Source organism: Microbulbifer jejuensis (genome assembly GCF_047289955.1).
Taxonomy (GTDB): Bacteria; Pseudomonadota; Gammaproteobacteria; order Pseudomonadales; family Cellvibrionaceae; genus Microbulbifer.
Map to the genome: position 1 here is coordinate 83,128 of NZ_JBLBUB010000016.1, position 21,826 is coordinate 104,953.

Genomic DNA, 21,826 nt, shown 5'->3' on the forward strand with positions numbered 1-21,826 from the left:
GTCACACTAGAACAATGAGAGCAGTATGAATCGCTACCCGATCTGGAAGTACTTTCTGATTTTTGCGGTTGTGGCCTTTGGCCTGGTCTACGCCGCGCCCAATCTCTACAAGCCGGACCCGGCGGTACAGATATCCGGGCAGTCCAGTGCCATGACCATCGGCCCGGAGGTTCTGGAACAGGTGGAAAAGGCCCTGGACACGGCGGGCATCGAATATTTCGGCGCTGAAGTGGGCGATAGGGCGGTTCTGGTTCGACTGAATTCCATGGAGGCGCAGCTGCCGGCCAAACGGGCGATTCAGGAGGCGCTGGGTAGCGATTACGTGGTCGCTCTAAATTTGGCCTCAACCACGCCCGAGTGGTTGAGCGGAATAGGCGCCGGCCCGATGAAACTGGGCCTGGACCTGGCCGGTGGTGTGCACTTCCTCATGGAGGTGGACACCAATACCATCGTCAAAACCAATATGGAAAGTGATGTCCAAGAGGTAAAGACCAAGCTGCGTGCGGCCAAAGCCCGTTACCGCAGCGTCGACCTGATTAACGATCGCGAGATTGTGGCGCGTTTCCGCAGTGAAGAGTTGCGCAGCCTGGCGCTTTCCACCCTGCGCAGGGATTTCCCGCAATTCCAACTGCGCGAATCCGGCAGCGGTGAGAACCTGGAAATTCGCGCCGTTTTATCTGAGCAGGAAATCAAACAGTTGGAAGACTACGCGGTTACCCAGAACCTCACCACGCTGCGCAACCGGGTAAACGAGCTGGGGGTAGCCGAGCCCATCGTCCAGCGCCAGGGGCGCAACCGCATTGTGGTGGAGTTGCCCGGTGTGCAGGATACCGCCGAGGCCAAGCGTATTATCGGCAAGACGGCCAACCTGGAATACCGTATGGAGGCCCGCCCCGACGAACTGGTGACCAATAAAGAGTACTTTGAGTACCGCAGCGAGCAGCAGCGTCAAATGTATGGTGGCGCCTGGCTTGAGCGCAAGATCATTATCAAAGGCGACAGTGTCACCAATGCCCGCGTGGGTTACGACGAGAGCGGCTTCCCCCAGGTGAATATCACTCTGGATTCCCGCGGCGGCGAACTGATGCACCGCGCCACCTGGAAGAATGTGGGCCGCCGTATGGGCACCCTGTTTATCGAGACCCGCTTTACCCCGCAAACCAGGGATGATGCACAGGGCAATGCGGTCACCGAGCAGATCAAGACCGTAGACAAGAAGATTATCAGCCTGGCCACGGTGCAGAGTGCTCTGGGCAAGCAGTTTCGCATTACCGGCCTGGACAGTCCGTTGGAAGCCCAGGAACTGGCCCTGCTGTTGCGCGCCGGTGCCCTGGCCGCACCGATGTATTTTGTGGAAGAGCGTGTAATCGGGCCGTCGTTGGGGGCCGACAATATCAAGGTCGGCGTGCAGTCGGTACAGATCGGCCTGTTGGCGGTGATTATCTGCATGTTGATTTCCTATCGGGTGTTTGGTCTGGCGGCCACTATCGCCCTGTCGGTCAACATGGTTCTGCTGGTGGCGGTGATGTCGATTCTCGGCGCCACCCTGACACTGCCGGGAATTGCCGGTATCGTACTCACCGTGGGTATGGCGGTGGATGCCAACGTGCTGATCTTCTCGCGAATACGGGAGGAGCTCAGAAATGGCATGCCACCGCAATCGGCGATTACGGCCGGTTTTGACAACGCCTACAGCACCATTGTTGATGCCAATATCACCACGCTGATTGTGGCGTTGATCCTCTATGCAATTGGCTCCGGCCCGGTACAGGGCTTCGCAGTAACTCTGTCTATCGGTATTCTCACCTCCATGTTCAGTGCCATTATGGGCACGCGGGCCATTATCAACCTGTTCTACGGCGGTCGCCGTGTACGCAAACTCTGGATTTAAGGGGCTGGCCATGAGTGAGACCAAAGTGGAAAACGGCAAGATCACCGAGTATATGGGCAAGCGCGTGTACGATTTTATGCGCTGGCGCAAGGTGGCTGCAGTAATTTCCATCGCCCTGCTGTTGGCGTCCATTGGTGTGTTGGCTGCCAAGGGCCTGAAGTTTGGCCTGGACTTCACCGGGGGCACCCAGGTTGAAGTGGGCTATGAAGTCACCCCCTTTATCAACGATGTGCGCTCCCAGTTGGAAGATGCAGGCTTTGAGGGTGCAACAGTGGTCAACTATGGCTCCGAGAACGAGCTGTTGATCAAGCTGCCGCCGGAGGTGACCGAAGAGGAGACTCAAACCAGCGCCACCGAGCAGGAGAAGGTTACGCCGATCGGCGACAAGGTGGTGGCGGTGCTGCAGGCCGCGAGCGATGGCAGCGTGACCCTGCGTCGGGTGGAGGTTGTGGGGCCGCAGGTGGGCGCTGAGCTGCGCGATGACGGCGGCCTCGGCATGCTGGTGGCACTGGCTTTGGTCATGATGTATGTGGCCCTGCGCTTCCAGTACAAATTCTCTGTCGGCGCGGTTGCGGCACTCGGTCACGATGTCATCGTTGTGCTGGGCTTCTTTGCGCTGTTGGGGCTGGACTTCGATTTAACCGTTCTGGCGGCAGTGCTGGCAGTGATCGGTTACTCCCTGAACGATACCATCGTGGTGTCTGACCGCATTCGCGAGAATTTTCGCAAGGTGCGCAAGGCGGAGTCCGAGGAGATTATCAATATCTCCATCAGCCAGACCCTGGGTCGTACCTTTATGACCTCATTCACCACCCTGCTGGTGCTCTGGGCACTGCAGTTCTTTGGCGGGGAGCTGATCCACAATTTCTCCCTGGCTCTGATCGTTGGCGTTATCGTGGGTACCTATTCCTCTGTGTATGTGGCCGCAAATGTGCTGATGGGCTTGAAGATCTCCAAGGAAGACCTGATGCCGCCGGTAAAAGAAGGGGCGGAACTGGAAGAGATACCCTGATAGTAAGGGAATACAAAAGCGTTCAGCGACGCGGCTCCGGGTACCCAACAGTGTTTAGCGTTGGGGTACCCGGAGCCGTTTGTGTTTGGGTCGGAGTGGACTGGATTGGTGGTCGCGGTTAGCTGCGCGGTTTTTTGCCCAACGTGATGTGCTTTGGTCCAGCAGTATTCGTCTGGCCGCTAACCCCCTTGGGCACCTGCTCAATCTCACCGCCTTTGGCAAGGAAGGCTTGCACCTGGGCTTCAATGCTCTCGCTGGTCTCGAGCGGGGTGGATTGTTTGCGCCTTGAAGAGGGTGATGCTTTTTTGGCCACGATACCTGTCCGGTTTAATAGTCAAGCGGGATATCATACAGAAGTTTGCACAAAAAATCACCCAACTGCCTAAGGTGTGCACATAAGGCAGATTTTGCAGTGAGCACCGGCGGTATTCGGTTGTGAAAGGGAATCTTGCAGTGTCGGGCTGGTCACACCCGCGGTTGGATTATTCTGTCTCCGGTTCAATGGGTTCGGCGGCCAGAGGCCAACCGCCCAGCGCCCGCCATTTGTTCACAATCGCGCAGAACAGAGTAGCGGTCTTCTCTGCGTCGTACTCGGCGGAGTGGGCGCAGGTGTTATCGAATGTAATACCGGCAACCTGGCAGGCTTTGGCCAGTACGGTCTGGCCATAGGCAAGCCCGGCGAGACTGGCGGTGTCGAAGCAGGAGAAGGGGTGGAAGGGATTGCGCTTGATCGCGCAGCGCTCCACCGCCGCATTGACAAAGCCGAGGTCGAAGTGGGCGTTGTGGGCAACCATGATGGCGCGGGTGCAGCTGTGTTTTTTTACCGCGCTGCGGACTTTGCGAAACAGCTCTGGCAGGGCGATCTCCTCCGGCAAGGCTGCCCGCTCTGGGGATTCGAGGTCAATGCCAATAAAATCCAGGGCAGACTGCTCCACATTGGCGCCGGCAAAAGGCTCCAGATGGAAGCTGTGGGATTCCAGCGGGGAGAGCCTGCCTTCCTCGTCCATATCCAGAAGGACCGCAGAAACCTCCAGCAGGGCATCGGTGCGGGCATTGAAACCGCCGGTTTCCAGGTCTATCACCACCGGCAGAAAACCGCGAAATCGCTGCGCAAGGGGGCTCTTGGGTCCTATCGATTGTTCCGCTGGGGTCACTGTGAATCCTTGTCAATCTCGATGGTGCAGGGCCGGTTGCCGCGGGATTTTTTTCTGCGGGCGAAGGCCGCTTGGGTCTGTGGTTCCAAAATTATACGCGCTGCCAGTGCAGGATTTCACCGGCTGCCAGGGGCGTCAGGGTTTCACTACCCATATCCAGGCTGTGCGGCAAGGTCCAGGGGCGTTTTGCCAGGGTAATGGTGCCCCCGTTGCGTGGCAGGCCGTAAAAATCGGGACCGAATTCACTGGCGAAGCCTTCGAGTTTGTCCAGTTTGCCCGCGCGTTCAAAGGCCTCCGCATATAGCTCGATGGCGGCGTAGGCGGTGTAGCAGCCCGCGCAGCCGCAGCTGGCTTCCTTTTGCGCGCGTGCGTGGGGGGCCGAGTCGGTGCCGAGGAAAAACTTCGGGCTGCCACTGGTGGCCGCTTCGATCAGCGCGGACTGGTGGGTGCCGCGTTTTAAAATCGGCAGGCAGTAGAAGTGCGGGCGAATGCCACCTGCCAGCAGATGGTTGCGGTTGTATAGCAGGTGGTGTGCGGTAATGGTTGCCGCAACGCCTGTTCGGGCCCGTTGCACAAACTCTGCCGCGTCGGCAGTGGTGATGTGCTCGAGCACCATCTTCAGGGTGGGAAAATCCCCTACAAGTCGCGACAGGGTTTTTTGGATAAACACCTGCTCGCGGTCAAAAATATCGATACCGCTGGTGGTGACTTCCCCGTGCAATAGCAGTTTCATGCCGCAGGACTGCATTTCTTCCAGTGCGGGATAGATATTGGCGATATCCGTCACGCCCGAGTCGGAGTTGGTGGTGGCACCAGCCGGGTATAGTTTGGCCGCGATCATACCTGCGGCCCGGGCCTGGCGGATCACCTCGGCATCCGTTTTATCGGTCAGATAAAGCACCATCAAGGGCTCAAAGGCACAGTCGCTGGGAATTTGAGCGCAGATACGCTCACGGTAGGCCAGAGCACTCTTGGCATCGGTTACCGGCGGCACCAGGTTCGGCATCACAATGGCGCGGCCGAATTGCCGGGCGGCATCGCCTACGGTGCGCTCGAGGGCCTTGCCATCGCGCAGGTGAATATGCCAGTCATCGGGGGCGCGAAGGGTGATTTGCTCCGCCATGGTTCTCCGCGTTGCGTCTCGCTGTAGTGAGTTGTTGTGCGGCGCGCATGCTACCCGATGTGGCACAAAATTGCGATGCGCAAAAAGATTGAAAATTGACCAATTGTGTCGACTGGCGCCATAGCGCTAGTCGATTGCAGGCAGAGGCGCTACAATCGCGCCCCGATAATCAGTATGGGTATTCGTATGCCCATCTACACCGATCCTGGGCATATCTCCAAGAATAATCCCCCAGACTGACACCCATTCGCGCAGAGGCGATGGGTGTCGGTGTGCTTTTGCCGTGACGGCAACTTTCGGCCAGCAGAGGATAGCAATGAGCAAAATCGACAAGGTGGTACTGGCATATTCCGGCGGGCTGGATACGTCGGTGATTGTGCGCTGGCTGCAGGAAACCTATGCCTGTGAAGTGGTGACTTTCACCGCCGATATCGGTCAGGGCGAAGAAGTGGCGCCCGCGCGTGCCAAGGCTGAGGCATTGGGCGTTAGGGAAATTTACATCGACGACCTGCGCGAGGAGTATGTGCGGGACTTTGTTTTCCCGATGTTCCGCGCCAATGCCATTTACGAGGGCGAATATCTGCTGGGCACCTCCATCGCGCGCCCACTGATCGCCAAACGCTTGATTGAAATTGCCAACGAGACCGGCGCCGATGCCATTGCCCATGGCGCCACCGGCAAGGGCAACGATCAGGTGCGGTTTGAGTTGGGCGCCTATGGACTCAGACCGGGTATCCAGGTAATCGCCCCCTGGCGCGAGTGGGATTTGAATTCCCGGGAGAAACTGATGCTGTACTGTGAGCAGCACAAAATTCCCGTGGACTTCTCCTCCAGTAAGAAAAAATCCCCTTACTCCATGGATGCCAACCTGCTGCATATTTCTTACGAAGGCGGCATTCTGGAAGACCCCTGGGCGGAGGCCGAGGAGGACATGTGGCGCTGGAGCGTGAGCCCGGAAGCGGCACCGGAACAGGCCACCTATATCACCATCACTTTCGAGCGGGGTGATCCGGTAGCGCTTGACGGTGAACCCATGAGCCCGGCGTTACTGCTGGAAACCCTGAACAGGCTCGGTGGTGACAACGGCATCGGACGCTTGGATATTGTGGAGAACCGCTACGTCGGTATGAAGTCCCGCGGCTGTTACGAAACTCCCGGTGGCACTATCTTGCTCAAGGCACACCGGGCGATTGAGTCCATTACCCTGGATCGCGAAGTGGCCCATATGAAAGATTCCCTGATGCCGCGCTACGCTGAACTGATCTACAACGGCTACTGGTGGTCGCCGGAGCGCCGCATGCTGCAGGCGGCGATTGATGAATCCCAACTGGCAGTCAACGGGGAAGTGCGCCTCAAACTCTTCAAGGGCAGTGTGAGTGCGGTTGGGCGCCGCTCTGAGGACAGCCTCTTCGATGAGCGCATCGCCACCTTTGAAGACGATGCCGGGGCCTACGACCAGAGGGACGCCGGAGGCTTTATCAAGTTGAACGCCCTGCGCCTGCGTATTGCCGCCGGTAAGGGAAGAAAATTGATTTAGATCAGTTGTGGCTGGCGGTGGCTGCGCTTAAATCGCCATCCGGCCAGTTGTGGCGGCTTTAGCCAAGGTATCACTGGGACAGACCCTCTGTGGGTCCGCCCCAGACACTGGAATCGAATTTTAAAAGCAACGGAAGTACAAACATGACGACAACGGTGGCAAAGACCGGCCCGGTGCCGGACTATGACTACGATATCGTGCGCCAGTTCACCATTATGTCTGTGGTCTGGGGCATTTTTGGTATGGGCATGGGCGTATTGATCGCGGCTCAACTGGCCTGGCCCCAACTCAACGATCTCTGGCAGCCGTTTTCCCACTTCGGACGTTTGCGGCCACTGCACACCAATGCGGTGATTTTTGCCTTTGGCGGTAGTGTTCTGTTTGCCACTTCCTATTACGTGGTGCAGCGCACCTGCCAGGTGCGCCTGTGGGGTGGCTGGCTGATACCCTTCACTTTCTGGGGGTGGCAGGTCGTGATTGTGGCAGCGGCGATCACCCTGCCCATGGGCCTTACCACCACCAAAGAGTACGCCGAACTGGAATGGCCCATCGATATCCTGGTCACCCTGGTCTGGATTGCTTACGCGCTGGTGTTCTTCGGGACCATCATGAGGCGCAGGACCTCCCATATCTACGTGGCGAACTGGTTTTTCGGTGCCTACGTGGTCACGGTTGCCGTGCTCTATGTGGTCAATAACCTGGAGATTCCGGTCGCGCCCTTCAAGTCCTACTCTATCTATTCGGGCACCAAGGACGCAATGATCCAGTGGTGGTACGGCCACAATGCGGTTGGCTTCTTCCTGACGGCTGCCTTCCTCGGACTTATGTACTACTTCGTGCCCAAACAGGCGGGCCGGCCGATTTACTCCTACCAGCTGTCTATCATACATTTCTGGGCGTTGATCTCCCTGTACGTATGGGCGGGTGGCCATCACTTGCATTACTCTGCACTGCCCGATTGGGCCCAGAGCCTGGGCATGGTGATGTCCCTGATCCTGCTGGCACCCTCCTGGGGCGGTATGATCAACGGCATCATGACCCTCTCCGGTGCCTGGTACAAACTGCGCACCGATCCTACCCTGCGCTTTCTGGTGGTCTCTCTGTCCTTCTACGGCATGTCCACCTTTGAGGGCCCGATGATGTCGATCAAGACCGTCAACGCCCTGTCCCACAACACCGACTGGACCATTGGCCACGTGCATTCCGGTGCCTTGGGCTGGGTAGCCATGATTTCCATTGGTGCCCTGTACCACCTGGTGCCAGTGCTGTGGAAGCGCAGGGAAATGTTCAGTGTGAAACTGATCAACGCGCACTTTTGGCTGGCCACAGTGGGCACGGTGCTCTACATCGCGGCGATGTGGGTCAACGGTATTACCCAAGGGCTAATGTGGCGCGCCTTCAATGTCGATGGCACTTTGACCTACAGCTTTGTTGAAAGTGTGGTTGCCAGCCACCCCGGTTATATCGTGCGTCTGATCGGCGGTGCCATGTTCCTGCTGGGTATGCTGCTGATGGCCTACAACGTCTACCGCACGATCACGGAGAAGGTAAACGATGCCCGCTCTGATAATACCGTTCATGCAGTGCCGGTGGCATAGGAGGTCAGCTCGTGAAGAATCATGACATTGTGGAGAAAAACATCGGCTGGATGATCCTGTTCATCATTGTCGCCATCAGTTTTGGCGGTTTGGTGGAGATTATTCCGCAGTTCTATACCAAGAATAACTACACGCCCTTGCCGGGTATGAAGCCGCTCAGTGCGCTGGAGCTGGAGGGTCGCGATATCTATATCCGCGAAGGCTGCCACGTGTGCCACACCCAGATGGTGCGCCCGCTGCGCGCCGAGGTGGAGCGCTATGGCCACTACTCCATGGCCCAGGAATCCGTGTACGAGCACCCCTTCCTGTGGGGCTCCAAGCGCACGGGGCCGGATCTGGCCCGGGTGGGTGGCCGCTACTCCGACGAATGGCAGCGCGCGCACCTGTACAACCCGCGCAGTGTGGTGCCTGAATCCATTATGCCGGCCTATCCCTGGCTGTTCGACAATGTGGTGACCGGCGAGTATGCCGCGCGCAAGATGGAGGCCCTGCGCCTGGTTGGTGTGCCCTATACCGATGAGGATATCGCCAATGCGTCCAAGCCGTTCGCCGGTGGCAAGGTGAAAGAGATCGATGCCCTGGTAGCCTACTTGCAGCAGTTGGGCACCCTGGTAACCCAGAAACGTTAATTGCGGGGGACGGAAACTCATGACCATAGAAACTTTGCGCGAAATCGGTCTGGTGCTGGGATCGGTGGCTTTTCTGGCAATCTGCTGGTGGGCTTTCTCACCGAAACGCAAAAAGCGCTTCGAGGAAGACGCCAAGTTGCCCTTTGCCGATGAGGCGCAACAGGCCGACAAGGATGCGTCGACCGCTCAGAAGGGTGAACCCAAGCCCGGACAAGGGGCCGGGAACGAACGAAAACAGGGGCAGGACAAGCAATGAGTACATTCTGGAGTTTGTGGGTAATTGTACTCACCCTCGCCAATCTGGCACTGATTATCTGGGTATTGTTCGCCAACCGAAAAGTGGCGGTTGACGACCAGACACTACCGGAAAACAAGACCACGGGTCACGTGTACGACGGCATTGAGGAGTACGACAACCCGTTGCCCAAGTGGTGGTTCATGCTGTTTATCGCCACGCTGGTGTTTTCCGCCGCCTACCTGGTGATCTACCCGGGTATGGGCAATTTCAAGGGCTTGGCCGACTGGACGTCCGTAGGTGCCCTGGAGACTTCCGAGGCCAAGGCCCAGGTGCAGTTTGATGAGACGTTTGGCAAATATCGGGACATGCCGATTGAGGATATTGCCCAGAGTCGTGAGGCCCTCAAGATGGGTTCCCGTATCTTCGCCAACAACTGTGCCGTGTGCCATGGCGCGGATGGCGGTGGTAATTTCGGCTTTCCGGATCTGACCGACAATGCCTGGCTCTATGGGGGCACGCCGGAAAAGATACTGGAAACCCTGTACAATGGTCGCCAGGGCGTGATGCCGCCGCAGGGGCCGGTGATTGGTGAAGCGGGTGTGAAAAACACCGCCGAATATGTGCTTTCCCTGAACGGTCTCGAGCACGATGCCGCCATGGCTGCCCAGGGCCAGAAGGTGTTCAATACCGTCTGTATGGCCTGCCACGGTTTGGACGCCAAGGGCAACCAGATCCTGGGTGCGCCGAATCTCACCGATGATATCTGGCTTTACGGCAGCAGCCGTGAGCAGATCCAGCACACCATCCGCGGTGGCCGCAGCAACCAGATGCCTGCGCAGAAAGACAAACTGCGCGATGACAAAATCCGTCTGGTGGCGGCCTATGTCTACAGCCTGTCTCGTCAGGACGAAGAGCAGCAGTAACTATAAGGCCAGGGCTCCGGACTGTGCCGGGCCCTGTTTTATAGCACTCCGGGCGCTACAGGGACAGCGAACAGCCTCATTGATGGCGCCTGACTGTGCCCGTGTGAGAGTGAGGTTTTTGTGAGTGACTTGATTCCCACCCGTGAAGAGCAGGAAGGTAATGGCGAAGTCCGCTACCGCATGCTTTATGAATCGGATGATAAAATCTATATCCGCCATATCCGGGGTATTTATACCCGGATTCGCAAGTACACGGGCCTGCCGCTGCTACTGGTTTTTTTCTTTCTCCCCTGGATAAACATCGACGGCCGCCAGTCTGTTTTTTTTGACCTCCCCACCCGCCAGTTTCATATTTTCTGGACCACTTTTGGCCCCCAGGACGGTTTCTTGCTCGCCTGGCTGCTGATTATCGCCGCGTTCGCCCTGTTTGCTGTGACAACCTGGATGGGACGCGTCTGGTGTGGCTTTACCTGTCCGCAGACGGTCTGGACCATGATGTTTATGTGGGCCGAGCGGATCTGTGAGGGCGACCGCAACAAGCGCATGAAGCTGGACAGTGCGCCCTGGAACCTGGAAAAGATGCTGCGCAAGGGCGGAACCCATGCTCTCTGGCTGTTGATTGCCCTGGCTACAGCCCTGGCTTTTGTCGGCTACTTTTACGGGATTCGCGATCTGGTTGTGGATCTCGCCACATTTAGCGCCCACCCCCAGAGTGTCTTCTGGGTCGCTTTCTTCACTTTCGCCACCTATATGAATGCGGGCTTCCTGCGCGAACAGGTGTGCAAGTACATGTGCCCCTATGCGCGCTTCCAGTCTGTCATGTACGACCAGGATACCCTGGCGGTTTACTACGATGCCAAGCGTGGCGAAACCCGCGGGCCGCGCAAGAAAAATGTGGATTACAAAGCTGAGGGTATGGGGGACTGCATCGACTGCTACTGGTGTGTGCAGGTATGCCCGGTGGATATCGATATTCGCGATGGGATGCAGTATGAATGCATTAACTGTGGTCTATGTGTTGACGCCTGTAACAGCGTTATGGACAAGATGGGGTATGACCGCGGCCTGATCCGCTTCACCTCCGAGGACGAGTTGGAGAGCGGGAAAACCCACTTTTTGCGCCCTCGTCTGTTTGGCTACGCGGTGATCCTGCTGGCAATGACCGGGTTGTTCGCGCAGCAGGTGGCGACCCGCAGTCCCATTGAAGCGGAGGTCATCCGCGATCGCGGTGCACGCATGTACCGGGTATCCCAGGGATTGGTACAGAATGTGTACACCGTCAAGATCAACAACATGGATCAGGCCGCGCACGAGTTCACTATCCGTGTGGAGGGCGCGCCTGGATATGACTACTCAGTGCGCAAACCGCGCAGGATTGTCCTGGAGGCCGGCGAGATCTTTGCGGTGCCGATCCGGGTGAGTGTGCCCAAGGTGCAGCTGAAGGACGGCAAACACGATATCGAAATCGTGGTGCAGGCCGTCGATGCCCCGGAACTGTTCGACAGGCATCGAACGGTATTTATTGGTCCCAAGCAGTAGGCGGGACTTCAATCCCGCCGCAATCTCAGGCCCGTTCCGACGCGCTCGACACAGCTGCACAAAACAGTGATTTCTGGTAACGCGATGAAAGAACCAACGGCAAAACCCTGGTATCGGGAATTCTGGGCCTGGATGGTGCTGGCCCCGCTGATTGCGGTGCTGGTAGTCTCCTCCATCACGGTTTCCATCGCCGTGCGCCACGCCGACGATACGGTCAGCGACACCTACCACAAAGAAAACCGCATGTACCACTTTTCCGCGGAACAGGACCAGCGCGCCCAGGCACTGGGGCTGGCGGCCATGGTGCAGTTCCAGCGTGGGGCACGAGCGGCTATTGTCGAACTGAATGGCAACACAGACTACCCGGAGCAGTTGTTGCTCACCCTCAGCCACCCGGCGGAGGAAGACCTGGATCAGCATATCGTATTGTCCCGGGTATCTGTCGGCCGCTATACGGGCACTGTCCCCACCGAACTGAACAGCCGCTGGTACCTGCGCCTGATGCCTGAGCTCGACCCACAAAAGCACCAGAGTGCCAAGTGGCGCCTGAAGGGAGAGATTAACTTTGACTTGGGCGATGCAGCGCCCCTGAATCCGGCGCGTCAATGACATCCCCGCCCTGTTATCACTGCGGACTCCCGGTGCCCGCTGGCAGCAACTTCTCACTAGTTATCGAAGGGCAAGCCCGCGATCTGTGTTGCCCCGGTTGCGAGGCGGTGGCGAGCGCGATTATTGCCGGCGGCCTGGACGGATTCTATCGCTACCGGGAGGGGGCCAGTGAGCGCCCGGAACCGGCCCAGTCGCTGGAGCGCTGGGCTGCCTACGATCTTCCCGAGGTGCAGCAGCAGTATGTGCACGACTGGGACGGCGGGCACAAAATGGCGGCCCTGCTGGTCGGCGGTATTACCTGTGCCGCCTGCGTGTGGCTGATCGAAAAGCACCTGGCACACCTGGCCGGAATTGAAAAAGTCTCGGTCAATGCCAGTACCTCCCGTGCGCAGATCGTATTTGATCCCGCGCAGGTCAAGCCCAGCCAGTTATTTGCCGCACTTGAGCGTATCGGCTATCGCCCGGCTCCCGCCACTGCTGCCAACCGCGAAAATGTTATTCAGGCCGAGCACCGCGGCGCCCTGTGCCGCCTGGGGGTCGCGGGTCTCGGCACCATGCAGGTGATGATGTTCGCCATCGCCCTCTACTTTGGCGCCGGCACGGGTGATGTGGGTGAGTTCGAGGGCTTTTTCCGTTGGGTATCCCTGCTGGTAGCGACGCCAGTGGTTCTCTATGCCGCACAGCCGTTTTTCAGTGCAGCCCTGCGGGGTTTGCGCGCACGCCACCTGGGGATGGATGTGCCGGTTTCCCTGGCCATTGGCCTGGCCTATGGGGCCAGCTTTTATGCCACGGTCTCTGGTACCGGTGAGGTGTATTTTGAGTCCATTTCCATGTTCACCTTCTTTTTACTGCTTGGCCGCACGGTGGAAATGCGTGCGCGTCACAGTGCCGGGCTCGCCAGGGGCGGCCTGGCCCAGTTGCTGCCGATCACGGTGGCCAGGTATGACGGAGATGAAACAGTAGCGGTATCCATCGCCGCACTGGCCGAGGGGGACCGGATTCTGTTGCGCCCCGGCGATACTGTGCCCGCGGATGGTGAAGTTGTGGAAGGGGAGAGCGGCGTAGATGAATCGCTGCTCAGCGGTGAGTCGGCCCTGCAGCGGAAATTCGCGGGCAGCCCGGTGTATGCCGGCAGTGTGAACGGCGATTCCAGCCTGATTGTGCGGGTGACGGCAGCGGGTAAATTCACAAGATTGTCGGCCATTGAGCGCCTGGTGGAGCGGGCCCAACTGGAAAAACCCAGCCAGGTGGCCCTGGCCGACCGGGTCGCCGGTGTCTTTGTGGGGGCCGTGTTGCTTGCGGCTCTGGGGGCTTTTGCCCTCTGGTGGCAACTGGATCCCAGCCGCGCCTTCTGGGTGGCCCTGTCGGTGCTGGTGGTGACCTGCCCCTGTGCGCTGTCGCTGGCGACGCCGGCGGCACTGGCTTCCGCCACCCTGCGCCTGCAGCAGTTGGGGCTGTTGGTGGCCGGCGGCAACCTCCTGCAAACCCTGCCCCGTATCAACCGGGTGGTGTTCGATAAAACCGGTACCCTGACCCGCGGTGAGCCGCGCATCCTGCAGATTGTGTTATTGCGTACTGGGTGGGATGAACAGCGGGTGAAGGAGGTGGCTGCCGCACTGGAATCCCAGACCCGGCATCCCCTCGCCCGCGCGTTTCGCGCCTGGCGCGGCAATCGGCTTGCCAGCCAGGTCAAGGTGCATACGGGTCGGGGTCTTGAAGGGCTGGTTGAAGGGGCGGCTTACCGCCTGGGCAGTGGGGGTTTTGCCGCGAGGGTAGCCGTTGTTCCGCCAGCGGGAGGGGGGCAGTGGATACTGCTCGCCGACAATAGCGGTCCCATTGCCTGGATTGCCCTGGGAGATAAGCTGCGCGCTTCAGCCCGGGAGGCGGTGCAACAGCTGCACAGGCTCGGTTTGTCCGTGGAGTTGCTCAGTGGTGATCAATCCGGCGAAGTGCAGCGCTTGGCTGCGCAGGCGGGCATCGCCAACTTCCGCGCCGGAGCGTCGCCGGAAGACAAACTCTCCCATATGCAGCGCTTGCAGCGTGAGGGTGAACGGGTGCTGATGGTGGGTGATGGCCTGAACGATGTGCCGGTACTCTCTGGCGCCGACGCTTCGGTTGCGATGATGTCCGCAGCCGATCTGGCGCAGTCCCGCGCCGATGCGATTTTGTTACAGGGCAATCTGCAGGTTTTGCCGCAATCCATCGCCCTGGCCCATCAATGCCGCCGGATTGTGCGGCAGAACCTGGCCTGGGCGCTGGGGTACAACGCCCTGGCGCTGCCCCTGGCGGTGTCTGGTCTGGTGCCGCCCTGGGCCGCTGCCATAGGCATGTCGGCCAGTTCACTGGTGGTGGTGCTCAACGCTTTGCGCCTGTCCCGTGCCAGGGTGCCGGTCATGAACGCGCTCAGCCCGCTACCCGGGCTTGAGCCGGGTCTCGCAGAGTAAAAGAGAGGAGTACATTGTGGGCAGTCTCTACTTCCTGATTCCCATTGCGGTGGTGTTTGTTGCCTTGGCGCTCAAGCTTTTTTTCTGGGCGGTGAACAATGGCCAGTACGATGATCTGGACACCGAGGGGCGGAGAATTTTGTTTGAGGACGATGCGCGGGACCAACCCGCAGCAGGCGCAGACGGGGAGAAGTAACCAGTGGGGGATTGGGGTTTCCTGGCGGCTGCGCTCGCCATCGGCTTTCTCGGCAGTAGCCATTGTATCGGCATGTGTGGGGGTATCTCGGGTGCCCTCGGCATGGCCGTGCCGGGTAGACAGACTGCCTGGGTACAGCTGGGGTCCTATCAACTGGGCCGCCTCGGCAGTTACACCCTGATGGGGGCACTTGTCGGCGCTGTGGGTGCAGCCATTATTCCGGTACTCACGCCGCTGCGGTTTGCGGCGGGCATTATGCTGATAGCCATGGCGCTTTATGTTGCCGGCATTTGGCGCGGCCTGGTGTGGCTGGAGAGGGGGGGCAGTTATTTGTGGCGTTATGTGCAGCCGCTCTCGGCGAAGCTGTTGCCAGTGCATTCCGCCGGGCAGGCCGTTGCGCTGGGTGCCCTGTGGGGCTGGCTGCCTTGCGGCCTGGTGTATAGCGCACTGACCTTCGCCCTGGCCCAGGGCAGTGCCGAGCGCTCGGCCATGGCGATGTTCACCTTTGGCCTGGGCACTCTGCCGGCCATGCTGGCTACAGGGGCCGCCGCTGTACAGGTGCGCAACATTGTGCAGCGGCCTGGGGTTCGCCTGGGGTTCGCCGCGGCAATCCTGTTATTCGGTATCTGGACAATCTGGGGAGCCCTGGGCCATGGCGGGCACGGCGATCACAGTGGTCATGGCACTATGGGCGCAATGGAATCCCCGCAGGCGGAAGAGCACCACCACCACCACCACTGAAGACGGTATGAGCGCCGACTGGGCGCCGTGCCAGCCGCTGGCAATAAGTGGTCTTTAGAGATCAATGCGCAGGGACAGATCAATGGCGCGCAGGTGCTTGGTCAGGCTGCCGGAAGAGATATAGTCCACTTCGAGTGCCCCCAGCTGTTCTATCCGGTCCCGGTCGACGCTTCCTGAAATTTCTATTTTGGCCCGGCCTTTCGCCAGCCTCAGGGCGGTGCGGGTATCTGTATCGTTAAACTCGTCGAGCATAATGACATCGGCTCCACTTTTCAGCGCCTGTTGCAGCTCTTCGATACTCTCCACTTCAACCTCTACCAGGGCCTCGGGCTTGATGATTCTGGCTTGGGCTACTGCAGTATCGATACCCCCGGCGGCGGCGATATGGTTCTCCTTGATCAGGAAGGCATCGTACAGTCCGATGCGGTGGTTGTGACAGCCTCCACACAGTACCGCGTACTTTTGCGCACTGCGCAGGCCGGGAATGGTTTTGCGGGTGTCGAGAATCCTCACCTCGGTTCCGGCGGCCCGCGCGGCAAACTCCGCGGCGGTAGTGGCGGTGCCGGAAAGGGTCTGCAGGAAATTCAACGCGGTCCGCTCCCCGGTGAGAATCGCCCGCGCATTGCCCTCCAGTTCGAGCAGGACGGTGTCGGTGGCTATCCGGTCACCGTCGGCAAAGTGCCAGTATAAATTCAGGCCGGCATCGAGCTGCTGAAACACTGCCTCCACCCAGGCGCGCCCGCTCAGGATGCAGCCCTCACGGGCAGTGACGTGCGCGCGCGCGGTGTGATCCGGGGGGACCAGCTGCGCGGTGATATCGCCGCTGCCGATATCTTCCTCCAGCGCTGTTCGCACAGCCCGTTGCAGATCGGGCATGATGTTTGGAATGGCACTGTCTCGTGGGTGCATCGGGGAACCTCGTGTTAAACGCGGTGGGAGTTTACCAAAAAAACGAATAGTTGATTGTCCAGGGCGAGGTGCCCACACCCCCCTGTGGACGCCTTCACAGTTAGCAGCTGGGTCGACGATTCGCTGTGACAAGCGTCTCAAATATGTCGTGAAACTGTGTAACAACACACCCTAACACGAGTAGAATCGACTGGGCGAGAAAAGCGGATTGCCTGATTGCCCGCTGAGGCAGTGGGTAAAATCACCGGGTTTATGCCGCTGGAACCTGAGGTGCATCAAGCGGCTTTTTGCGTTTTTCCGCAGAATACCGAACGTATTTTATGAGATCGGACACCCTGGGACAGCGGTACGGGATCTCGGCAATAGCGAGACTGGGTACTTTCCCGGGACTCACCGGGCTGACAGGGCTTTGGTGTCAGCAAATGCACAATAGACCGGACGGCATGCGAAGGGCCTCTTGGAAATGAGTGAATCCAGCAAGGTTGTTTCCCTCTCGGAGAAAAGCGCGGGACGGCAAGAGGCGGCTATGGGCAAACCCGCTGTCCTGCCTTCGGTCATTGTGCTGCTAAAGGAAAAGGCCAGTACCGAGCTGCGCGAGCGGGTCAAGGCACTGTTTGGCAAAGTGGATGACTCACTTTTTGCCATGGCCGAACGCGCCCATGGCCAGGAAGAGCAAGACGGCATGTTCCAGGCTCTGCGCCTGCTGCGTGTGGAGCGCCGCAATATTGTCGAGCGCTTTGTCGGCAATCTGGAGCAGGCCTTCCAAATCCGTCGGGAACAGGAGGCGGAGCCCGGCTTTGCCCCGGACAGCCTGTCGTTGGTGCACAATGATGATCTGGAGCAACTGGTTGCTGCGGACACCATGGTGGCCAATGCCAAGCGCGATTTTGCCGAACCACTCGCCGAGCTGTGTGTGCGCCTGGATACGCTCTATTCAGTCAAGGTCTACGATAAAAACAATCCCCTAGGTCCTGATGTGATTTGCGATGCGTTTGTGGCATCCATACAGGCACTGGACCTCCATATTCGTGCCCGCCTCACGCTGCTGAAAAAATTTGAGCAGGAAGTGATGCTGCAGCTACGGGACTTTTACGAATTCTGCAATCAGCTGTTGGTGGAGCAGGGGGTACTGCCCTCGCTGCGGGAACAGCAGCGCGCAGCGCGACGGCCTCCAGCCTACCCGGCAGGGCGAGGCCCCGGCAATCCGGGTGCGGTCCCGGCAGCTGGTGTCGGTCATGCCGGAGAGGGCGCTGCCCAGGTTGCATCGGGGATTCCCGTCAGTGGCCACTTTGCCCCGGGATTGGTGCCAGCTACCGCCGGTATGGCGCCAATGCCCGCTGGGGACCTGCTCACTCACCTGAACGCCCTGCAAAGCGGAGCCCATTATCAGGATCCCGGTGCGGCCCAACTGTTGAATGTTGGCGACCTGCTGCAGCAGCGCCTGGTGGATGCGCATCAGGCAGCTTCACTGGCAAAAGTGGACACCGATGTGATCAAGCTGGTGGAGATGTTGTTTTCCTTTATTCTGGAAGACCGCAGTCTTGCCACACCGATTAAATCCCAACTCGGTCGTTTGCAGCTGCCGCTACTCAAGGTTGCGATTGCCGATAAATCATTCTTTAGCAAGGGGGGCCACCCCGCACGCAAGCTGCTCAATGAACTCGCCGATGCAGCCACTGGATGGCAGGCGCCTGAGGACCATGAAACTGATCCTCTATACCGCGAGATTTCCCAGATTGTTGAGCGCGTTCTCGGGGAGTTCGATCGGGATATTAATATTTTCTCCACACTGCTGGAGTCCCTGCGCGAGTTTATTATTCGGGAGCGAAAGCGTGCGGAAATGCTGGAACGCCGGGTTGTGGATGAGGCTGATGGCCGCGCAAAAACCCAGGCCGCGCGCGCACGTGTTGCTGCGGTAATGGATGCCTTGGTAGCCGAGCGGGACTTGCCTGCGGTGGTTCAGGACTGGCTGCAAAAAGTCTGGAATAACGTACTGTTCCTCACCTGTGTGAAAGAGGGTACTGAGAGCGAGGCCTGGAATCGCGACGTGCGCACAGCCCGTGATCTGGTGTGGAGTGTACAGGCACCAATGCCAGATTCCCGCAAGCAGCTCCTTGGGCTTTTGCCGGTTTTACAAGAGCGATTGCGCGAGGGTATTGAGGCGCTCTCCTATAATGCCTTCGAGGCGCGATCCATGTTTGCCGGTTTGAAGGAAATTTATCGCGAGCGCTTTGCCTTGGCACAACGCCTTACCGAAAGGCGCGAACTCCAGGTCAAAGAGCGGGTGGCTCGTGAAATTAAGGCAGTCGCTGCGATGGATCAGCTACCGGAAGCTCCCCGGGCACCTGCTGCCGCCGAACCCCCACCGAAAGAAGCCACTGTTTCCGGGGCCGGCGAGCCACAACCGGTTGTTGATGCAGATATCGAACCGGTAGCTGAACAGATCGCTGCTGTGCAGGAGGTGGCTGTGCCGCAAATGGAGGAGCTGGAGCAGGCCGTTGCCCAGGCGGAGGTGGTTGCAGCCTCTCCAGAGCAGGAAGGTTTGGCGCCTCTCGATAAGGAAGACCCCCACTGGCAGATGACTTTCCGCTTGGCCCAGGGTAGCTGGTTTGAGTTGAAGCGCTCCGATGAGGAGCAGTTCCGTTGCCGTCTAGCCGCAGTGATCCGCGATATCGATCAGTTTATCTTCGTGAACCGCAATGGTGCCAAGGTAGCCGAGTTCGGCCGTTTGGAGTTGGCGCATGCACTGCGCTGCGCGCAGCTGCTGCCCCTTGATGACGGAATGCTGTTTGAACGCGCTCTGCAGTCAGTGATTGGCAATGTGCGCAAGAAGCGCAGCGAGCAGGGCTAGGTTTCAGCCCGATTGGTCCTGTGGAGACCGGGTTGCTGACGGGGGAGTACTATGAATGGAGCCAAACCGCCTCCACGGGATTGGCATATCGATCAACGCTTCCATAAAATGGTATCTGCTGAACCCCTGAGGCAACTTGCGGGGTTGGTTCTCTGGAGTGGAGATCGCAGATTGAAATACCAAGTGGATGCCGGTTGGTTGTCCGGGGCGCGCCGGGTTCCCAGTCCCCACTGCAACAGGCGGCCCGAAAACTGCCCTGTGGACCTTCTGGTGGTCCATAGCATCAGCTTGCCACCGGGACAATACGGCGGCCCCTATATCGATGCCTTCTTTCTGGGGCAGTTGGATATCGACGCCCACCCCTATTTTGCTGAAATCGTCGCTTTACAGGTCTCGGCCCATATCCTCATCGATCGCGATGGCATCGTCACACAGTATGTCCCCCTGGACCGGCGCGCCTGGCATGCGGGCAAGTCCGAATTCGAAGGCCGCAGCAACTGTAACGATTTCTCTATTGGTATTGAGCTGGAGGGGCTGGATACAGATATTTATACCGATGCCCAGTACCGTGCACTGGCAGAAGTCAGTGCGGCTGTTATGCGGGCCTATCCCTCTATAGATGTCGATAGAATCGCCAGTCACTCCGATATAGCGCCAGGGCGCAAGCTGGACCCCGGCCCTGGGTTTGACTGGGAACGCTACCTGCGTGAGCTCCGCCAGGTCGCCGGGTAACAGCTTCTTTCGTCCGCCGCTGGTGTATCGGCAATCACCACCGTTACAATCCCGCTGTGATTGGGGTTGGCGCCTGCCCGGGCCGAGCATAGACAGGGCGCACAGTATTTTCCTTGGCTCCCTGCCTTCTTCTCCATTGGAGGCTAAAGCGGTATCGCTATGACTCTGTTAATTGTTTTATTCACGTTGGCGCTTGTACAAATCTGGGGGTCCGGTGCTCCCATACACCGCGATGACTGGTTTGCCAAGTGGTGTGAACGCCTGGACAAGCTGGCACCGCTACGGGGCAATGCCGGATTATTGCTTGCTACCACCCTACTGCCACCAGTGATTGTGGTGGCAGTGCTAATGCTCGTTGCAGAGTCCATTGCGGGCGGGCTTGGCGTGCTGCTAGCAGGCGTGCCACTGTTGCTCTACTGCCTGGGTCGGGGTGATTTCAATGCTGTTTTGACCAACTACCTCTGTCACTGGTATCGGGGTGATCTTAACGCTGCTGCCGAGGCCGCCTCGCCTCTGCTGAAAGAGTTGCACGAGGAGCCGGCGGATGGCAGACAACTGCATGAGCAGGTATTTCGCGGTGCGGCCTATTGCGCCTTTGAGCGCCTGTTTGCGGTTTTATTCTGGTTTATTGTGTTGGGTATTCCCGGGGCGTTGCTGTTTCGCCTGAGTGCTCTGTATGCACAGCGCAGTGGCGAGGCGGATCGGGTTAGCACTGCGGCGCGCTGGCTGTGGCTGCTTGAGTGGTTGCCGGTCAGGGTAATGGGGATCAGTTTCGCAATTGTCGGCAATTTCGCTGGCTGTTATCGCGCCTGGCGCCAATGCCTGATGTGTCGCGAGCGGGATACGGCCCAGGTGCTGGAAGCCTATCTCGAGGGGGCTCTGGGTGGGATCGATGCCAGTGCATGTGGTGCCACTGGAGATCTGTCACAGGCCCAGCGCCAGTGTGGGGCGCAGATTGAGGGCCTGCAGGCCCTGCTGTCCAGAGCCCTGCTGCTATGGTTGACCGTCTTGGCGCTGGCAGTGTTATTTGCCTGATACCAAATGGCTGCATCAGGGTGGGTATGCGCAAATCAGATACAGCGCTTTAATTTGCCCGGCATTTTTTCGGTGGCCGCATCGCGTCCAGTCATCTGTCCGCAGCATGGCACCTGCCAGCGGGCAACGGCTGCCTATAGTCGAGCTGGACGACTTCGGAATGGTGGAGGGGTTTGTCAACCAACAAGAAAAGCCGCTCGTCCTGTATATCTTTACCCGAAGTGGTGTCCTTGCCAAGCGTATTCTTTCCCGGTGCAGTTCCGGTAACGCCTGCGTAAACGGTTGTATGATGTTTATGCTAACCCAGAATCTGCCGTTTGGGAGCATGGGTGCCAGTGGCATAGGCTCCTATCATGGTGAGTAGGGTTTCAAAACGTCCAGCCACTTCAAGGCGGTGATAAAACGCGGCAATATCCTGGATGCAGACTTGCGCTATACCCCCTTTATGGATCGAAAGGTTAAATAGCTACGGATGTTGAAAAGGTAGGTGCCGCCGTGAGCCCTGAAGTATCTAGTCACTCCCACAGTTGTACCGGTGTTTCCAGGGGTGGCGATCAAACGGTCCATGAATGACTTACTGGATTGCCGGGCTGAGGAGGACGCAAGCTACTGGTTTTTGGGGACAATGGATTGGTACATTCGGCACTAAACTAGAAAGACAAAAA

At 58.7% G+C, this 21,826-nt stretch carries 20 protein-coding genes; 16 read left to right on the forward strand and 4 right to left on the reverse strand.

Features of this window, described 5'->3' with window-relative positions; genetic code table 11:
* Positions 1-25: 25 nt before the first annotated feature.
* A complete protein-coding gene (gene secD / locus ACL7TT_RS12040; RefSeq protein ID WP_299944364.1) occupies positions 26-1,891 on the forward strand; it encodes a protein translocase subunit SecD in 1,866 nt (621 codons plus the stop codon).
* A gap of 10 nt (positions 1,892-1,901) precedes the next feature.
* The gene (secF, locus tag ACL7TT_RS12045; RefSeq protein ID WP_299944366.1) at positions 1,902-2,903 is read left to right on the forward strand and encodes a protein translocase subunit SecF; all 1,002 of its coding nucleotides are present in this window, start codon (positions 1,902-1,904) and stop codon (positions 2,901-2,903) included.
* A gap of 118 nt (positions 2,904-3,021) precedes the next feature.
* Here secF and ACL7TT_RS12050 read toward each other — a convergent pair whose 3' ends face one another.
* The 3 genes from ACL7TT_RS12050 to pyrC form a co-directional block, all read right to left on the reverse strand.
* A complete protein-coding gene (locus ACL7TT_RS12050) occupies positions 3,022-3,216 on the reverse strand; it encodes a hypothetical protein (RefSeq protein WP_299944367.1) in 195 nt (64 codons plus the stop codon).
* A gap of 169 nt (positions 3,217-3,385) precedes the next feature.
* Positions 3,386-4,057 carry a ribonuclease T gene (gene rnt / locus ACL7TT_RS12055; protein WP_413395700.1) on the reverse strand — a complete coding sequence of 224 codons (672 nt, stop codon included), beginning with the start codon at positions 4,055-4,057 and terminating at the stop codon, positions 3,386-3,388.
* Positions 4,058-4,148: 91 nt separating this feature from the next.
* Positions 4,149-5,180: a dihydroorotase gene (gene pyrC, locus ACL7TT_RS12060; RefSeq protein WP_413395702.1), complete on the reverse strand. Its 1,032-nt coding sequence runs from the start codon at positions 5,178-5,180 to the stop codon at positions 4,149-4,151.
* Between the two features lie 316 nt (positions 5,181-5,496).
* On the opposite strand from pyrC, the gene ACL7TT_RS12065 reads away from it, so the two are divergent.
* The 10 genes from ACL7TT_RS12065 to ACL7TT_RS12110 all read left to right on the forward strand — a co-directional run bounded on the left by ACL7TT_RS12065 (position 5,497) and on the right by ACL7TT_RS12110 (position 15,634).
* The gene (locus ACL7TT_RS12065; protein WP_299944373.1) at positions 5,497-6,717 is read left to right on the forward strand and encodes an argininosuccinate synthase; all 1,221 of its coding nucleotides are present in this window, start codon (positions 5,497-5,499) and stop codon (positions 6,715-6,717) included.
* A 143-nt stretch (positions 6,718-6,860) separates the two neighbouring features.
* The gene (ccoN, locus tag ACL7TT_RS12070; RefSeq protein WP_413395703.1) at positions 6,861-8,315 is read left to right on the forward strand and encodes a cytochrome-c oxidase, cbb3-type subunit I; all 1,455 of its coding nucleotides are present in this window, start codon (positions 6,861-6,863) and stop codon (positions 8,313-8,315) included.
* Between the two features lie 11 nt (positions 8,316-8,326).
* Positions 8,327-8,944 (forward strand): cytochrome-c oxidase, cbb3-type subunit II, encoded by a 618-nt coding sequence (ccoO, locus tag ACL7TT_RS12075; RefSeq protein ID WP_299944377.1) that lies wholly within the window; start codon positions 8,327-8,329, stop codon positions 8,942-8,944.
* Positions 8,945-8,963: 19 nt separating this feature from the next.
* Positions 8,964-9,200: a cbb3-type cytochrome oxidase subunit 3 gene (locus tag ACL7TT_RS12080; protein WP_299944379.1), complete on the forward strand. Its 237-nt coding sequence runs from the start codon at positions 8,964-8,966 to the stop codon at positions 9,198-9,200.
* Positions 9,197-10,105: a cytochrome-c oxidase, cbb3-type subunit III gene (gene ccoP, locus ACL7TT_RS12085; RefSeq protein WP_413395706.1), complete on the forward strand. Its 909-nt coding sequence runs from the start codon at positions 9,197-9,199 to the stop codon at positions 10,103-10,105. Before ACL7TT_RS12080 ends, ccoP begins: the two co-directional genes overlap by 4 nt.
* Before the next feature lie 120 nt (positions 10,106-10,225).
* Positions 10,226-11,644 carry a cytochrome c oxidase accessory protein CcoG gene (gene ccoG, locus ACL7TT_RS12090; RefSeq protein ID WP_413395708.1) on the forward strand — a complete coding sequence of 473 codons (1,419 nt, stop codon included), beginning with the start codon at positions 10,226-10,228 and terminating at the stop codon, positions 11,642-11,644.
* 84 nt (positions 11,645-11,728) lie between these two features.
* On the forward strand, positions 11,729-12,253 hold the full coding sequence (locus tag ACL7TT_RS12095) for a FixH family protein (RefSeq protein ID WP_299944403.1): 525 nt from the start codon (positions 11,729-11,731) through the stop codon (positions 12,251-12,253).
* On the forward strand, positions 12,250-14,697 hold the full coding sequence (locus ACL7TT_RS12100; protein ID WP_413395711.1) for a heavy metal translocating P-type ATPase: 2,448 nt from the start codon (positions 12,250-12,252) through the stop codon (positions 14,695-14,697). The genes ACL7TT_RS12095 and ACL7TT_RS12100 overlap by 4 nt, the downstream gene beginning before the upstream one ends.
* A 16-nt stretch (positions 14,698-14,713) precedes the next feature.
* Entirely contained in the window at positions 14,714-14,893 is a 180-nt protein-coding gene (gene ccoS / locus ACL7TT_RS12105; RefSeq protein WP_299944410.1) for a cbb3-type cytochrome oxidase assembly protein CcoS, read from the forward strand.
* Positions 14,894-14,896: 3 nt separating this feature from the next.
* On the forward strand, positions 14,897-15,634 hold the full coding sequence (locus ACL7TT_RS12110) for a sulfite exporter TauE/SafE family protein (RefSeq protein WP_413395713.1): 738 nt from the start codon (positions 14,897-14,899) through the stop codon (positions 15,632-15,634).
* A gap of 54 nt (positions 15,635-15,688) precedes the next feature.
* Here ACL7TT_RS12110 and nadC read toward each other — a convergent pair whose 3' ends face one another.
* Positions 15,689-16,543 carry a carboxylating nicotinate-nucleotide diphosphorylase gene (nadC, locus tag ACL7TT_RS12115; protein ID WP_299944414.1) on the reverse strand — a complete coding sequence of 285 codons (855 nt, stop codon included), beginning with the start codon at positions 16,541-16,543 and terminating at the stop codon, positions 15,689-15,691.
* A gap of 463 nt (positions 16,544-17,006) precedes the next feature.
* Here nadC and ACL7TT_RS12120 point away from each other — a divergent pair, with 463 nt between their 5' ends.
* The 4 genes from ACL7TT_RS12120 to ACL7TT_RS12135 all read left to right on the forward strand — a co-directional run bounded on the left by ACL7TT_RS12120 (position 17,007) and on the right by ACL7TT_RS12135 (position 21,525).
* A complete protein-coding gene (locus ACL7TT_RS12120; RefSeq protein ID WP_413395715.1) occupies positions 17,007-19,394 on the forward strand; it encodes a DUF1631 domain-containing protein in 2,388 nt (795 codons plus the stop codon).
* Positions 19,395-19,445: 51 nt separating this feature from the next.
* On the forward strand, positions 19,446-20,126 hold the full coding sequence (ampD, locus tag ACL7TT_RS12125; protein ID WP_413395717.1) for a 1,6-anhydro-N-acetylmuramyl-L-alanine amidase AmpD: 681 nt from the start codon (positions 19,446-19,448) through the stop codon (positions 20,124-20,126).
* Positions 20,127-20,285: 159 nt separating this feature from the next.
* Positions 20,286-21,161 carry a regulatory signaling modulator protein AmpE gene (ampE, locus tag ACL7TT_RS12130; RefSeq protein ID WP_413395719.1) on the forward strand — a complete coding sequence of 292 codons (876 nt, stop codon included), beginning with the start codon at positions 20,286-20,288 and terminating at the stop codon, positions 21,159-21,161.
* Between the two features lie 106 nt (positions 21,162-21,267).
* Positions 21,268-21,525, forward strand: coding sequence for a hypothetical protein (locus tag ACL7TT_RS12135; protein WP_413395720.1), 258 nt, complete (start codon positions 21,268-21,270; stop codon positions 21,523-21,525).
* Positions 21,526-21,826: the final 301 nt, after the last annotated feature.

Bases quoted from the DNA above. Each gene is read 5' to 3' on its own strand.
- ampD (WP_413395717.1), top strand. From the start codon at position 19,446: ATGAATGGAGCCAAACCGCCTCCACGGGATTGGCATATCGATCAACGC.
- ccoP (WP_413395706.1), top strand. From the start codon at position 9,197: ATGAGTACATTCTGGAGTTTGTGGGTAATTGTACTCACCCTCGCCAAT.
- ACL7TT_RS12120 (WP_413395715.1), top strand. From the start codon at position 17,007: ATGAGTGAATCCAGCAAGGTTGTTTCCCTCTCGGAGAAAAGCGCGGGA.
- ACL7TT_RS12100 (WP_413395711.1), top strand. From the start codon at position 12,250: ATGACATCCCCGCCCTGTTATCACTGCGGACTCCCGGTGCCCGCTGGC.
- pyrC (WP_413395702.1), bottom strand. From the start codon at position 5,180: ATGGCGGAGCAAATCACCCTTCGCGCCCCCGATGACTGGCATATTCAC.
- nadC (WP_299944414.1), bottom strand. From the start codon at position 16,543: ATGCACCCACGAGACAGTGCCATTCCAAACATCATGCCCGATCTGCAA.
- ACL7TT_RS12135 (WP_413395720.1), top strand. From the start codon at position 21,268: ATGGCACCTGCCAGCGGGCAACGGCTGCCTATAGTCGAGCTGGACGAC.
- ACL7TT_RS12080 (WP_299944379.1), top strand. From the start codon at position 8,964: ATGACCATAGAAACTTTGCGCGAAATCGGTCTGGTGCTGGGATCGGTG.
- ccoN (WP_413395703.1), top strand. From the start codon at position 6,861: ATGACGACAACGGTGGCAAAGACCGGCCCGGTGCCGGACTATGACTAC.
- secD (WP_299944364.1), top strand. From the start codon at position 26: ATGAATCGCTACCCGATCTGGAAGTACTTTCTGATTTTTGCGGTTGTG.
- ampE (WP_413395719.1), top strand. From the start codon at position 20,286: ATGACTCTGTTAATTGTTTTATTCACGTTGGCGCTTGTACAAATCTGG.
- ACL7TT_RS12095 (WP_299944403.1), top strand. From the start codon at position 11,729: ATGAAAGAACCAACGGCAAAACCCTGGTATCGGGAATTCTGGGCCTGG.
- secF (WP_299944366.1), top strand. From the start codon at position 1,902: ATGAGTGAGACCAAAGTGGAAAACGGCAAGATCACCGAGTATATGGGC.
- ACL7TT_RS12065 (WP_299944373.1), top strand. From the start codon at position 5,497: ATGAGCAAAATCGACAAGGTGGTACTGGCATATTCCGGCGGGCTGGAT.